Source organism: Paenibacillus sp. SEL1 (assembly GCF_054602535.1).
On the sequence record NZ_CM137723.1, the window covers coordinates 1,091,962 to 1,106,865 of the forward strand.

13 protein-coding genes are annotated in these 14,904 nt (G+C 46.7%); 2 read left to right on the forward strand and 11 right to left on the reverse strand.

Annotated elements, in window-relative coordinates; all coding sequences use genetic code 11:
* Positions 1–55 precede the first annotated feature (55 nt).
* From ACYCSE_RS05175 to ACYCSE_RS05210, 8 genes are all read right to left on the reverse strand, one after another.
* The gene (locus ACYCSE_RS05175; RefSeq protein ID WP_459701742.1) at positions 56–1,714 is read right to left on the reverse strand and encodes a response regulator; all 1,659 of its coding nucleotides are present in this window, start codon (positions 1,712–1,714) and stop codon (positions 56–58) included.
* A complete protein-coding gene (locus ACYCSE_RS05180) occupies positions 1,707–3,497 on the reverse strand; it encodes a cache domain-containing sensor histidine kinase (protein WP_459701744.1) in 1,791 nt (596 codons plus the stop codon). Before ACYCSE_RS05180 ends, ACYCSE_RS05175 begins: the two co-directional genes overlap by 8 nt.
* 162 nt (positions 3,498–3,659) lie before the next feature.
* The gene (gene def, locus ACYCSE_RS05185; protein WP_165179319.1) at positions 3,660–4,241 is read right to left on the reverse strand and encodes a peptide deformylase; all 582 of its coding nucleotides are present in this window, start codon (positions 4,239–4,241) and stop codon (positions 3,660–3,662) included.
* A 317-nt stretch (positions 4,242–4,558) separates the two neighbouring features.
* On the reverse strand, positions 4,559–5,533 hold the full coding sequence (locus ACYCSE_RS05190; protein WP_023990345.1) for a polysaccharide pyruvyl transferase family protein: 975 nt from the start codon (positions 5,531–5,533) through the stop codon (positions 4,559–4,561).
* Entirely contained in the window at positions 5,508–6,887 is a 1,380-nt protein-coding gene (locus ACYCSE_RS05195) for a lipopolysaccharide biosynthesis protein (protein WP_459701747.1), read from the reverse strand. The genes ACYCSE_RS05190 and ACYCSE_RS05195 overlap by 26 nt, the downstream gene beginning before the upstream one ends.
* Before the next feature lie 72 nt (positions 6,888–6,959).
* Entirely contained in the window at positions 6,960–7,913 is a 954-nt protein-coding gene (locus ACYCSE_RS05200; protein WP_254329508.1) for a glycosyltransferase family 2 protein, read from the reverse strand.
* A 39-nt stretch (positions 7,914–7,952) separates the two neighbouring features.
* Positions 7,953–8,894: a glycosyltransferase family 2 protein gene (locus tag ACYCSE_RS05205; protein ID WP_235309915.1), complete on the reverse strand. Its 942-nt coding sequence runs from the start codon at positions 8,892–8,894 to the stop codon at positions 7,953–7,955.
* Positions 8,895–9,098: 204 nt separating this feature from the next.
* Entirely contained in the window at positions 9,099–9,899 is an 801-nt protein-coding gene (locus ACYCSE_RS05210; RefSeq protein WP_254329507.1) for a DUF1836 domain-containing protein, read from the reverse strand.
* A gap of 225 nt (positions 9,900–10,124) precedes the next feature.
* Between ACYCSE_RS05210 and ACYCSE_RS05215 the strand changes: the two genes are divergently transcribed.
* Both ACYCSE_RS05215 and bacA read left to right on the forward strand, forming a co-directional pair.
* Positions 10,125–11,495 (forward strand): hemolysin family protein, encoded by a 1,371-nt coding sequence (locus ACYCSE_RS05215; protein ID WP_061828973.1) that lies wholly within the window; start codon positions 10,125–10,127, stop codon positions 11,493–11,495.
* Positions 11,496–11,646: 151 nt separating this feature from the next.
* Positions 11,647–12,420: an undecaprenyl-diphosphate phosphatase gene (gene bacA / locus ACYCSE_RS05220; RefSeq protein WP_061828974.1), complete on the forward strand. Its 774-nt coding sequence runs from the start codon at positions 11,647–11,649 to the stop codon at positions 12,418–12,420.
* Between the two features lie 134 nt (positions 12,421–12,554).
* Here the strand turns inward: bacA and ACYCSE_RS05225 are convergent, their stop codons facing one another.
* From ACYCSE_RS05225 to ACYCSE_RS05235, 3 genes are all read right to left on the reverse strand, one after another.
* Positions 12,555–12,881 carry a thioredoxin family protein gene (locus tag ACYCSE_RS05225; RefSeq protein ID WP_165179315.1) on the reverse strand — a complete coding sequence of 109 codons (327 nt, stop codon included), beginning with the start codon at positions 12,879–12,881 and terminating at the stop codon, positions 12,555–12,557.
* A gap of 210 nt (positions 12,882–13,091) precedes the next feature.
* Entirely contained in the window at positions 13,092–14,003 is a 912-nt protein-coding gene (locus ACYCSE_RS05230; RefSeq protein WP_322174707.1) for an aldo/keto reductase, read from the reverse strand.
* Between the two features lie 157 nt (positions 14,004–14,160).
* Positions 14,161–14,904, reverse strand: a complete 744-nt coding sequence (locus tag ACYCSE_RS05235; protein ID WP_459701750.1) for an alpha/beta hydrolase — start codon at positions 14,902–14,904, stop codon at positions 14,161–14,163.

Here is a 14,904-nt window from a genome sequence, read left to right on the forward strand (position 1 = left end):
GTTGTACCTCCGACATCTGCAAGAGAGACTTCATAGCGTTAAACCTAGGAATCTATCAACAGCCATCTGTTCCTCCGTTCTTTTGAACCCGATTACGGTAGGAGGAAGGTGACATTCCAGCATACTTTTTAAATTTACTATGAAAATAATCTGCATTCGCATATCCCACGCGTTCCGCCACCTGGTGTACCTTAATTCCTTGTGCAAGCAATTCCCTTGCTCGCTCAATCCTCACCTTATCCAGGTAGGCATTAAAGGCCTCGCCAGTATGACTTTTGAACAGTTTACCCAAATAGCCACTATTGTAATTGAACATATCTGCCAGTAACTCCAGTCGCAAATTTTCATCATAATGACTATGTATAAAGTCAATCATTTGTTTCATGATGATGCCCTTGCCACCAGATTCAGTCTGGCCAATCCATTGCAACACATGCTCCAGCGAGTGATCCACCAACTCGCCCAATGTGGAATAAGCATATACATCGGTTATAAAGCTGGAGTGCTCCTCCAGCACGGTTCGGCTGTGATCCTGTCCGGCTGCATACTTGTTCAACGCCAGTGTGAATGTTTGAGCGAACGCCGCCTTGATTGCAGATTCTGTGCGATAAATCCGTGGAAATTGGTCTTCCATTTCCTTAATGACACGGGTTGCAGCTTCACTATTAGCCATATCTAGCGCATAGTACAGCTTTTCTGCATAACGTAGGGGATCATTTGTAGCACGATCAGACGCTCCACTCATTTCAGTCTCAACTGTCTCCAATTCGTGTAGGTCTCCGGAAAGCATGACTCTTTCTGCCCGGAACAAAAACGTACGTTCTAACAATCGTAGTGCCTGCTCAAAAGATCTGGGAATTTCGTTAAGAATGGATACAGGATCACCGGCAGCCACATAAATTTCCGTTGCCCACGGCTTTAGCTCCTGTCGCCAAGTAGCCAGTAACTGAACAGCATCTTTCTCCGTTTTTAACGTGGCGGGAAGCAAAAGACCCATATATATTCCAGCCTCAAACACGATACCTCTGCCCTGCTCATGGCACAATTCCGTTAGCCGCTGCTTTGCTGCCGACTGCCGAGCTTGCCGATCCCAGTCAGGAATACGTAAATCCAGCAGAATAACCTGATAGCTACTCCAGTCCAACGCTGGTAACGCGGGCTGTTGTCCATGTTTTCCGTTACCGCTTTGATGTTCAGCTTGCTCGGATGCTCTGTGCAGAGAATCGCTGCTTTCTACGGCCTTACGAGCATGCTCTCGATGAACCGGAAACAATAATGCTTCGATCCAATTACGCTCATGGGAAGGCGTACTTCCCCATTTGCCTTCTTCTTTCTCGTCCTCAATGTTTTGCCATACCCGTTTCAACTCTGTCGTCATTTCTTCCTCATCAACTGGCTTCAGCAGATAGCCATCTACCCCGAAGCCCAAGGCTTGCCGTGCATAATCAAAGTCTGCATATCCGCTTAATATGAGAAAATGAAACGGCTCTCCGTTCTTTTCACGTATGCTTCGTATGACCTCCAGTCCACTCATCCCGGGCATACGAATATCTACAATGACCAGCTCCGGCCGATGCTCTCCGAACTTATCCAGAGCCTCGCGTCCGTTCCCTGCCGTATCGACAATACGGAAGCCACAATTCCCCCAGTCAATAATAGAGGACAATCCTTCACGAATCGCAGGCTCATCATCTACAATCATTGCTTTATACATTTGACTCTTCCTCCCTTGGTATGGAAAAGTATACGGTTGTTCCTACTTGTAATGCGCTTTCAATATGCAGTCCATAACGTTCGCCGTACATCAATGTCAGACGTTGATGTACATTACGCAGGCCAATACTGCTCCCTTCCGGCTCATCCGCCCCCCTGATCCGATCTAGCAGACGGGTCAGTTGCCCAGCTTCCATGCCGATCCCGTCATCTTCTACTTTAATTTTCAACTCTCTTTGTTCTATTGTAATATCTACCTTCACGGTAACTGGCTCTTCCTTATTTTCCAGGCCATGAATGACTGCATTTTCCACCAGCGGTTGTATGATTAAGGGAGGAATCGACATGTCCGTCGCGCTTTCTTCCAAATTCACTTCATAGATCAAACGATTTCCAAATCTGAACTGCTGAATTTGCAAATAGGATCGCACCATATCCAGCTCCTGTAGTACCGTCGTTTTACCACTACCAATCTCCAGATTCCGGCGCATCAGCCTGCCAAGCAAACGCACCGTCGTTGCAATTTCCGCTTCCCCATTCAGATGTGCTTTCATTCGAATGGACTCTAACGCATTAAACAGAAAGTGCGGATTAATTTGGCTGGCCATCATTTTTAGCTTGATATCCTTTTGTGCCAATTCCAGCCTGTTGTTGTGCTCACTCGTTTCATAGACCTGCGCCATGAGTTGGCGAATACTACTCACCATATAGTTGAAACGGCGGGATAAATCCCCGATCTCATCCTTTCCCTCCACACTCGATACCACATGAAAATCGCCCGCGGCTACCTTACCCAGCTCATAGCTCAACCGCTGTAGTCGTTTGGTAATCAGCCAGGAAATGATGGTGATCAGAATCAGTGCCATAACCAGCACTGCAAGAACACATAAAGCACCAATCAGGCTGATTCGGTTGGCTCCCTGTACAATATGCTCCGTCGAAAACACTGAAATAATCGTAAATCCGCTCACACTGGAGGCGGGCAGCAGCTCATCCACGATGATGTTGGAGGGCACTCCGTTGATTTTCGCTTCATATATCCCCTTACCCGCACGCTGGACGTCAAAGCCCAAATGTAAATCGCTCAACGTTTGGCCCACCGACTGTGGATGAGTAGCTGCGACCACAATCCCGTTACGATCTGTAATCAATGTTTCAAAAGGCTCCTTGCTCAGCATATGATTCAACTCGGTCTGGCTCAGCGATATCATCAGAACTCCCTTGGTATTGTATTCGGGAAATGGAATTTGCCGTACCAGGCTCAGGCGATTAACCGGGTTATCTTCCTTATCCTGAATGTAAAACCAGTTAATCGCCGTCCCCTTCAAAGCCGTCTGAAACCACGGCTGCCGCTCAATGTTAGAGTCCACTGGAATAAACTCCAGATTATTGACAAGCGTCGGATTGTACGAATAGAACCGGATGGTAGCAACTTCTCTATATTGCTGAGTATACTCATTAAAATCCTTGTACTGATGATACGCATTCATGAGCTCAAGCATGCCCGAATAGCGGCGGTTCGCCATCTCCCTCAGCCTTTTATCGAACATGAGCCCATTTGAAATATCCGTTGGCACACGCAGTAAATTTGCCGTCTGGCTCTTGATCTTTTCCACATTGTTTACCGTCTGGGCAATTGCACTATTCAATGCCTGCTCTCGCAAATAAAAAGTAACGCAACCGCCCACCACCAGCACCGGGATCATGACAATCAGTACGTAGGAGAACAGCAGCTTATTCCGCATACGCATATTATTCATCAAAAGCCGTACTCCACGATTCATGCCATTCCTCCCATAAGATAAGCGCTTACATTTTTATGTATTTTCACATTCTCTATCTCGCCCTATATGTATCCAGTTTAATGCTTCGTAACCTCTATATCTATATTTTTGCAAAATTTAAAAATGTGGCGAACGGAGTCACCACACTTTACAATTCCTAAACTATTTACGTACAAAAGGTTCGATATGCACTCCCTGCGGCAGCTTGTGCGGATCTTCCGGGTTGATACGGTCATAGAACATAATGCCGTCCAAATGGTCCATTTCATGCTGCACGACAACCGCTGCATAACCTTTGAAAGTCAATAGCTCCTGTGTTCCGTCTGGTAAAGTGGCCTTAATACGAATTTTTTCGTAACGCGGTACATATCCGGCTACGTACCGATCTACAGACAAGCACCCCTCTCCCTGTTCCAAATAAATCATGGACGTGGAGTGACTGACCAGCTTCGGATTAAACAATGCGTACTCTACCGTTTTGTCCCCATCTTCATAATAAATAGCGCACATTCTTTTGTTCAGACCTACCTGATTCGCGGATAGCCCCACACCCGGGCGTAGATCATAGCGAGTGGCCAGCTCTTCATTTTGGCTATTTTTCAGATAATCTAGCATCCATTGCATCTGTTGCAGGTCCTCTTCAGACAGCGGCAGGCATACCGGCTCAACCTTTGTGCGCAAAATCGGTTCCCCTTCACGCACGATATCCTTCGTGAGAAGCATGTCCATCGATTGATTACTCATTCGTCAGCCTCGATTCATTTAAATAAATATACTTTCATGTTATTCTGCAAAAGTTAGGGAGTTCCCAATATTCCTACAAGTTTTATCCCATAAATTATATCTATTCATGAAATGAATTGTCAAAATGAAGCGGTATTTAAGCCATTAAATATTCATTGCCTTAATGGTTTATCTAATTAACAATTATACTGATGATACTGATGATACTGATGCTCTATATATGCTTAAACGAAAAACCCCCTTAACCAATGAAGTGGTCAGGAGATTTTTTGCCGTTATCATACCTTTGAAATTAATCTACGTATCTTTTCTTACTATTAAGATGGCTGCTCCAACGCACTTGGAGCTTCACTAAACAGCTGCGCCTTTGGATTCGGCTGTGTCCAGGTATTATAATATTGCGAGTTCTTGCCGTAGGAGTTGTCAATGACAACATGCGGCATATCAAGCAGACAGGCCAGAATGTGACCGTGCAGCCGTGAAGTGCGAACCTCTCGGTAAGAGCTGAACAGCGTAACCGCCTTGTTCATGAGATGGTCTGTGTACTTGTACCAGAATGTTCGCGTAGGCAACGGGCCACCAATTTTCTTATCCAGTCGATAAAACTTCTGGAAATAGACAATTCCCTTCACTTCCAGCGGAGTGAACAAAGTATCCCAGTCCAGCCGGTGAGCGGCATCTGCCTCGTCATCGAACTTCTTTTGTCCACCCACCGTTTCAATATCAGTCCGCAGGAAATACAATACATCCTTCACGGTTTCCGTAGTCGGCTTCAATGGCCAGAGCTGGTGTGCCATATCAGGACATAGTGTGATACTGCACTGGTTCAGCTTGTCCTTAGCCCACTGATAAGAGCGAGTATCCCGCACAAACATATGTAGATCCGGATGAGCATTGAACAAGGCAGCGACTTCATTAGCCTTCTGTTCAGATTGAAAGTGGATCGTCTGCGGCATAATCACAATTCGGTGGTTAGGGAAATCGCGAACGATGCGTTCTCGCAAATTTTGGTGATTTGAATAGAGATCGCCGAAGTTGCCGCCGCCGTGGCACACGATAATCCAGTCACCCGGAATTTGGAGCCGATCGGGAATATCCATAGCGCTATAACGGGCACGGACACGTATGCCATTATCCTTAAAGAACGCTTCAGTGCCTTTCATGATGAGTACATCCCCACCGTTATTATAGACGGGATAATCGACATAAATGATATTCGAACCTTGGGGGACTACGTCGAGAATGACGCTCAGCTTATTTTTCAGTTTAGCCATGGGATGCAAATTCGGCATCTTTCAGTTCTCCCTTCCTGCGCTTCTTTTGTATAGTCTGAATGACAAATGTAATATCACTTTTATCAAAAATGATCCGTGATAGCGGAACATTGAAAAACATCGGGAATGAGAACAGTGAGAACGCCAATCGTACACAAGCGCCTACAAGCAAAGCAATCGCAATGCCGTCCAGACCGAAGATCGGTGTACAAATAAAAAATAGACCGACGGTGATCGCATAGGCTACAATTTGCCGGAACAATACCAGTCCCGGACGTCCCAGCGCGTTAAAGGCCGAAGCCAGAATCCATGAGCCGCCACCAATGATACATTCCAGTGACAGCAGATAGAACGTTAGCGATGCTTCCAGGAAAGCGGGGCCGTACAGCAAACCCAGCATGTATCGTCCAATGAAGAGAGCAGGCACAATGACGATTAGCATCGCAGCCATAGAGATGCGAAAAGCACGTCCTACCGTTTCGACAATCTTGCTATGCTCCATCCCCGTCACTTTTGGAAAGGTAACGTTAGTGACGGCATTTTGCACCACATTGAACACACGAGACAAGGCGTAGACGACAGAGTACAGGCCGAACGCTTTGGGTGATAGCAGCGCCACAATAACGATTTTGTCCGTTTGTGTGGACAGCGTCCCCATCAGCTCCATCCCGTAAACTCTCGCTCCATAGCTATAATAAGGACGAAGCACTTGGCGGCTGGTAAATGGGCGGAAAGCACGCACATTCATATACTTGCGCAAACGGAGGAACGCCCACACTAGTGCAAGGAAACTCGCGGCAAAATTCACTACCCCAGCCAGCTGCACATTGAGCAAGCCCATCAGCCACAGTGTCACCAGACCGATGAAATTCAGTAACGGGTAGTAAAACAACAGACCATTATATACGCTAAACCGATCCAGTCCTTGCGACAATGCTGTCGTCAGCGCTGTAAGCACTGCCAGTGGTATGGCTGCCGCACAATAAAGCTGGGACAGTTGGATGATGTCCGCACCATAACCATTCAGCCACAGCGGCATGCATATCCAGGCCACAGCCCCTGCCAACAAGCTGGCAGGCAACTGAATCCAGAGCGACAACGCCAGCAGTTCTTCCGTCGTGCCTGTTTTCTTCTTGATGTTGTAAATTAACGACGTTGGTAATCCGAAGCTCAACACACTGCCGATCAGCGTAGGCCAGAACAGAACTGCCGCCAGTTCTCCTTTCCCCTCTACTCCGAGCATACGTGCGGTCAGGATGGAAGTCAGGGTCGTGACGATTAGCACAAAAAAATTGTTAAAGCTCGTGCGCATGATCGTTTTAGCGAGACTGTCACCCGTGAATACTTTCCTTGCTGCTGTCCATGTGCTCATGTTACGTCCAACTCCTGTTCCTTATTAAGCCTCTCGTCTCTATGCTCAATCGCGTCTTATGACGCACCTCCATCAGCCTACCGTTTTTTTGGAATTACGTTCAGGCAACTGTCCCCCGCCAACAGGCTCCTTCGGGCTTGAAAAGATCGCTTTCAGCGCTCTTCTATAGCCTTGAATGGCAGTATGATTTTTCTTGGGCTTTTCTCTCAAAATCTGATACAACGTCGTCCAGTATAGTGCTGCATAACCGATCGGCCCAGATCCCTCGTCACGCAGCAAATGAATATGATTCATCACCCGCATATAAGTAACCTGCTCCATATTGTCGCGTGAGGACGGCGATTCGTGATGAAGCAGCGTAAGCGCCGGGTTAATGTATAACGGACCGCTTTTCATCGCGATGCGCGAAAGTAATAAGTCCTCGCCTACGCTATAGCTTTGCAACCAAGGTACCGGCTCCAGACCGCGAATCGCTTCACGACGAAATGACATATTACAACCATGGAAAAACTGGGTCCTAAACGTCTTCTTGGCCTTGTGCCAGTTGTACATCGAGCCGGACTGACCGCTGAGGGATAGCCTTCCTTTGGACAAAGACTGCTGGAATGACAGCAAGCATCGAATTGTTCCCATGAAGCTGTTACTCATTCCCTGTGCAATACCGCCGACACCAGCGGCCTGCGGGTAAGCCTCATAGGTACGCATCAACTCATTCAAGTAGCTGCTCGGCAGCTCAACGTCATCGTCAAGGAACAAAATGATGTCACCCTGCGCAAGTTCAGCTGTCTTTACACGAGATAACCATAATCCCGGCTGCTCCTTACGATGATATCGGTAGGTAATTCCCGCTCTGCCCAACTGACGCTCATAACGTTCCAGCACATGTTTCGGCAGTTCTCCGTCGTCAATAATCCATAGCTCGGTTTCACATGCCTCCGGTGCTCCCCCAATGGCAATTGAATTGATGCATCGGGTCAGATCATCAACCCGATTTCGGGTGCACAGAGCAATGGACAAGCTTAACATCATACTCCCCCTTTATCCTGTCAATGTGTATAAAACGGCTTACTGAACCGCCGGGCCTAAATATTCGTTATATTTTTGCTTGCGCGGGTTCAGAATGAACAACACCCCCTGCTTGTATCCATCTGCGGCATTAAAATTGCGACGCAGCGTTTCTTTGAGCATCAAGTAGGATAAGGTCCATAAAAGGGCTCCATACTGAATCACTCCAGCCTTTTTCAAGGCAAGAAAATAATAGTGGTTAATCGCTGTAGCCTTGGCTACTTTGCCCGCCTTATCGCGCGAGCTTGGAGATTCATGATGAATGATGGTTAAGTCAGGATTGATAACCAATTTGCCGTAACGGCTCGCTAACTGGCACATGTACAAATCGTCAGCCACGGCATAACTGGTCATCCACGGATACGGCTTCATGTCCCGAAGCGCATCCCTCCGAAATGACATATTGCAGCCATGGAAAAATTCTGTATCGAAAACCTCAGTTGCTTCGCCCCAACGCAGCAAAGAACCTGCCAGACTACTAGGCGAGAGCTTGCCGAGGGATGGAGACATCTGAAATGTCAAAACGCCCAGCAGCTTTCCTGCCCGGCTCGAATGTAATCCCTTTGCAATCCCTCCAACACCCACAATCGTTTCATCCTGATCATAGGTATCGAGCAAGCGCCGGATATAGAGTTTATCGTCCAGTTCTGCATCATCGTCAAAATACAGCACAATATCATACCGCACAAGGGACAAGGCCTCATAGCGGGATAACCAAACGCCGGGACGACTTTTTTTATAATATTTCAAAACGCTTTGAGGCAATCCGGATACCATGTGACGGTACTGCTCGATCTGTTGGTCGGAAATATCGCCGTCATCAACAATTAGCAGTTCTACAGCCGTATGCTCCAATTGCTGCTGTACTGCAATAGATTGTATACAGCGTGTCAGGTCTTCGATCCGGTTGCGGGTACAAATGATGATGGAGACATCGGACATGCCATTACCTCCTGTGTGTGTATCCAGATGCTTTGGAAGAGATATTCAAAGTTTTTCCAATTGCTGGATTATATATATTTATTGTATCTTTGACAGCGTTTTAGTGTATATACCTCTTTTGTATACTTTTTCAGTCTCCAAAAGGGTAGACAATCCTCTAAAAAGAGCAAAAAAATAGGATTGGCTTCTACTGCCAATCCTGATTTACCCTTGGAAGTCCAGAAACAACGTCGCATTCACATACCGACGTGCCATGGACAAAAAATAACTATTTTGTACCGCTACTGCTGCCACCAGCAAAGTATTACGCACCGCTTCACACTGGTTAGGGGTCAAATGCTGTAAACGACTGGTGTATTGATCAGCCGCCTGAACCAGCAACTCCTCTGTCGCACTTTCTTGACGCTGCTGTCCTGTAACGGAAATTCCGTTGTCTTTTGCAAAGCCTGCTACTGCCACATCAAGCAGTTGGTCTCCGTTCGCATCCAGCTCCTCAAACAAAGTTGAATAGGCGGCGTACAAATCGACCGGCTGAATCAGATCGTCCGTATCATCTTCGGGTTGTTGGAACAGGATATGAAATAGCTGACGGATGGATTCAAAATCAAGACATGATTTTAAGTCTTCAACAATGAGCAATATAGCTGCCTGGTTGACCGAGTATTTTTTGCCGATCTTCGGAGCGCCGAGAAATTCCTTGAAGTCACGTTTGACCCAATTTTGCATAGAGGCCAGTGAGACATGGCTGTATTCGACCAGTTGACCCAGGGAAACGATCTCCTGCAGCGAAAAGGCTGCGCTGTGCTTACCCTTGATAATTTTATCTAGCACAGGTGTCACGTCGGTGTATAAAAATGTCGGCATCGTGCTCCCGGAGCGGGCGAGATGGCTATGAGTGCGCCTCCAGGCGTCCTGCAGAACGGCCAAAGGCTGCAATTCGCGGCGACCTTCCATGGCCAGCAGCAAATGGGCCATATCACGACGAGTAAGGGTAAAAGACTCCATCTGCTTTCCTCCCTTTTCTTACATTTCAAGTTCATTTGAACTCATCATACGCCCTCAAACTAGGCTTGTAAAGCGAAGCAATGAGCCGTGCGGGTTCTATTATGCCTTATTTTCCGTGTAAATTGGAGGTAGGTGACCTGCTACGATTCCATATGAACCTTGTATATTTTCTTTTAAGTTCTTAAAATAAGTTCAAGTGAACTTAAAATGGAGTTCCTTAAAAAATTGAACGAAAAAGGGATGAGTGAAAATTATATGGGTATAGGTGTCAGTCTATTTTTGTTTGCGGTGTTGATTTTATTTAGTGCTTTCTTCGTGGCTACCGAGTTTGCGATTATTAAAATCCGTTCCAGCCGGGTCGATCAGCTGGTGGTGGAGAACCGTAAAAACGCACTGGCGCTACAAAAAGTCGTCAATAATCTGGACGGCTACCTGTCCGCCTGTCAGCTTGGTATTACGATTACAGCGTTGGGACTCGGCTGGCTCGGTGAACCGACCGTAGTCAAATTGCTGGAGCCTCTCTTTCAACAGCTCAACATCAATGGGGATTTTTCACATATCCTGGCCTTTATTATTTCATTCGTCATTGTAACTTACCTGCACGTGGTGATCGGTGAACTGGCTCCCAAAACATTGGCAATCCGCAAGGCGGAAGCTGTCAGTCTGTTAACCTCTCCAGTTATCGTGTGGTTTAACCGGATTATGTATCCGTTTATTTGGCTCCTTAACGGCTCGGCCAATCGTCTGGTTCGTCTGTTTGGTCTTCAGCCGGCTAGTGAGCATGAAGAAGCGCATTCTCAGGAAGAAATTCAGATCATTTTGTCCGAAAGCGTGGAAAGTGGTAAGATCAATAACACCGAATATGGCTACGTAAATCGTATCTTTGCTTTTGACGAGACCGTTGCCAAGGAAATTATGGTGCCACGTACAGATATGGTATGCTTGTTTACGAATCGCTCGCTACAAGAAAACATGCTGACTATTCACGAAGAGCAGTATACCCGTTTTCCGGTGGCGACAGATAGCAAGGATCAGATCATTGGTATGATTAATACCAAACAGCTATTCCTTGAGTATGATCGCAATCCCGAGCTTGTTTTCGACAGCCTGATTCAACCGATCTTGACCGTTCCGGAAGTTATCCCCGTCAACACGCTGCTGAAACGTATGCAGAAGGAGCAGGTTCATATTGCTCTCCTGGTCGATGAATACGGTGGAACCTCCGGCCTCATTACGATTGAGGACATTTTGGAGGAGATTGTTGGCGAAATTCGGGACGAATTCGATAAGGATGAACGGAAGGAAATCGAGAAACTGACGGAGAACAGTTATTTGATGGATGGTAAAGTGATGCTTTCCGATCTGAGTGATCTGACTGGCTTGACATTGGACAATGAAGACGTGGATACTGTCGGAGGGTGGGTGTATAGCCGGGTTCCGGAACCTAGACAGGGCAAGGAATTCATAGAAGATGATGTGAAATTTATCATTCGTGAAATGGGTAAAAATCGTATTCGTCGGGTGGAGATTATTTTACACCACACATCCCCCGCATCTGAATTGGAAGCAGAATCGGACACTTCTTCCCGAGAGTGAACCGTGTGACCTGAGCGTTTATCTTTGCACTTGTGACACTTGCGTTCACTCCTACTGAAATGACATATTCCCAGGGCAGACGACTTAGGTCGTTTGCCCTGCACGCGTGTAAGGAGGAGCTAGTAAAGTGGATATTTTATCTTCTATTATTATGGGAATTATTGAAGGACTGACAGAGTTTTTGCCGGTCTCTTCGACCGGTCACATGATCCTCACGGCTAATCTTCTAGGATTAAACACAGAGAATGATACGGTCAAAACGTTTGAGGTTATCGTGCAATTAGGTGCTGTGCTGGCGGTCGTCGTATTATACTGGCGCAGATTCCTGAGTCTGTTTGATTTCAGACGCAAAATCTCGAGTCAGCCACGTCTAAACCTGTTACATATTATTTTAGCCATGATCCCTGCGGGCCTGATTGGCGTACTGTTCCGTGATGTAATTAAGCAATACCTGTTTGGTCCTGAAACGGTTTTATACAGTTTGGTGATCGGGGGCCTGCTCATGATCGCAGCTGAAAAATTCCATCCGCCTATTAGATCACATACGCTGGATGAGATCACGTACAAACAAGCATTTACCATCGGTGTGTTCCAAGTCCTAGCTCTGTGGCCAGGCTTCTCCCGTTCAGGCTCAACCATGTCTGGGGGCCTATTCGCACGTGTAAGCCATACGGCAGCCGCGGAATTTACATTCCTCGTATCGGTTCCGATCATGCTGGGTGCATCGGGTATTGATATGATCAAAAGTATGGATCATCTGTCTATGAGTGATTTTCCAGTGTTCGCGGCCGGCTTTATTACTGCCTTTATCGTCGGGATGCTGGCGATCAAAACATTCCTTGGTCTGCTCAAACGCTTGAGTCTGACTACGTTCGCCATTTACCGCTTCGTGCTGGCGGCTGTGTTCTTTTTCATTATTTTATAAGCCATTGTTTGGTACCCATAACCAATAACTAAAAAGGGATATCCATAGGGTCTGAATGATCAGTTTTGGATATCCCTTTTACTATTTTGCAGAAAGGATAGATCGTACTGAACTATCCCTATCATGCGTTCTGATTATTGTTTGGATTCTAGCGTAGTCAAATATTCCGAAATTTGAGCTGGCGTTTTAGCGTATTTGCTGTGCAAATGAGCAATTTTTTCGCCATTACGGAACACGAGCAGACTCGGAATGCCGCGCACTTGATTTTCTTCGGCAATTGGCTGAAATTTCTCTGCATCAAGCGCATAGAAACGCTTATCCGCGTTTTCCTCAATAATGCCGTCCATAAATTTATCCAGTGTCTTGCAATCCGGACACCAGGTTGTATCAAATTTCACGACGGTTAGACCGTCACCGTTAATTAAATCCTGATATTGCTGCTGAGATTCGATGCGTTCCATTCGTTGGTCCCTCCTAGAGTGTATTTATAACGTCTCCATATTCACATATGAATAATAAACCGAAGCTTATTCTTATATTGTAATGGTTCTTTTATAAATTGCAACTGGGATAGGTACATGTTCAAGCGTGTACTTCGGTTATAGACTGAAATGTAGCGTTTATAGCTAGGAGCAACAGATGAACACGCTTTTGTACCATCATTGCCCTTATCAGCGGTATTGCGCATCATAACGATTGGCTCGGCTGATTTGCTGTAGCGTCTGCCGCTCTTGTTGAGTTAGTGGTGCTATATCCGCAGCAGAAATATTATGCTCCAATTGTCCCAAAGAGCTTGCACCCGGGATCACAGCGGCGACAGTCGGATGTGAAAGGCTATAACGAATCGCTGTCTGACCCATACTACGGTCCGACCCTGCAAATGCCTTTAATTGCTTACGTACATCCAGCAGCTCTGCTTCATTGTAGTCCAGATATCCCTTAGCTATCTTCCCTTCCCCTTCGTCAGCCAATACACCGCTGGCCACAGGCCCACGTGCAATCACGCTAATTCCCCGCTCCTGAAGCAAAGACAGTACCTCTTCCTCTGCACGCCGATCCAGTAAACTATACTGATTCATAACACTAACGATATTCGAACGTTCGACATATTCACGGATGACATGAGGGCGAATGGAGGAAATACCGTAGTAACGAATAACGCCCTCCCGCTGTAGTTGCTCAAAAGCCTCTATGGTTTCGTCCATCGGATCGTCAATCGTCCCTCCGTGCAGCTGATACAGGTCGATGTAGTCCGTTCCAAGGCGCCGCAGGCTCTCTTTAACAGCAGACAGAATATATTTCTTGGATGGGTCCCATCCCCAGCTCTCCTGCCCCGGTAGACGCCGATTGCCGACCTTGGTCGCCAGGATGACATCCTGTCGTCGTCCACGGATCGCTGCACCTACGATTTCTTCATTGCGTCCGTGCTGGTACAAATCTGCCGTATCCAACAGGTTTACGCCCCTGTCTAGCGCTTCATGAATCAAGTAAACACCTTGCTGCTCCTCCGTACCGACCGACATACATCCCAAACCAATCTCACCTACCAGCAAATCCGATGATCCCAGGCGGTTTTTTTTCATTTATGCTCCCCTCACTTCCAACAACGTATAACTTTAAATTTTTAATATTGCTTTATTATACGAAAAAAATATACAAAAAAAACAACCCCAAAGACATAGAGACTCCACGCTCTCCAATCCTTTGAGGTTGTTGTATGAGATTCGTATTCCATTCATGCTATCCGAACAGCCATTGGACAGCCTTAGGAAATTGACGCTGAAAACAATCCACACGATGTACCGCATCCTGATCCAGCTCAAGAAGCACATCTTTTGCATCCAGTCCCTGTGTCCGCAGCACCTGGTGTGCCTGGAGGGTCAGCGGAACCATATCTTTTTGTACATTCGTCTTCCCTTCACCTTCAAGGGTCCCGACAGATATATACAAGCGATGTGTCCCATCCATCACAGTTGCACATGATGCAGATTGCATATAATCGATCATACCGGGATACCAATATGAGCCCGAGATCGAACCGATGCGTCCGAATACATCCTTATACTTGAATACGGCATACATGGAAATTAATCCGCCCAATGAGGCGCCAATGATCCCCGTATGCTCCGGTCCGGTTTGTACCGGATATCTCCCCTCGACATACGGCATTACTGTTGTAACCACAAACGCCAGATAGGCATCTCCGCCACCGCCAAAAGCAGGTCTTCCTTCTACTAAAGCCGCTGCCTTCCAAGGCGTGTAATCATCCAGTCGATTTACGGGCTCAATACCTACCAGCACCACACGGGGCAGCTCTCCCGTAGAAAAACCTCTTTCCAGCTCATCCAACCCGCTTAGAAATAAAGAGCTGCCATCCTGCACATATAGCACAGGATACAGCTCATTATGATTCATGGAGACGGGAGGTGTATAGACGTGCACAAGGTACCCATCTAATGGAATTTCATCTATATGACCTTTCAT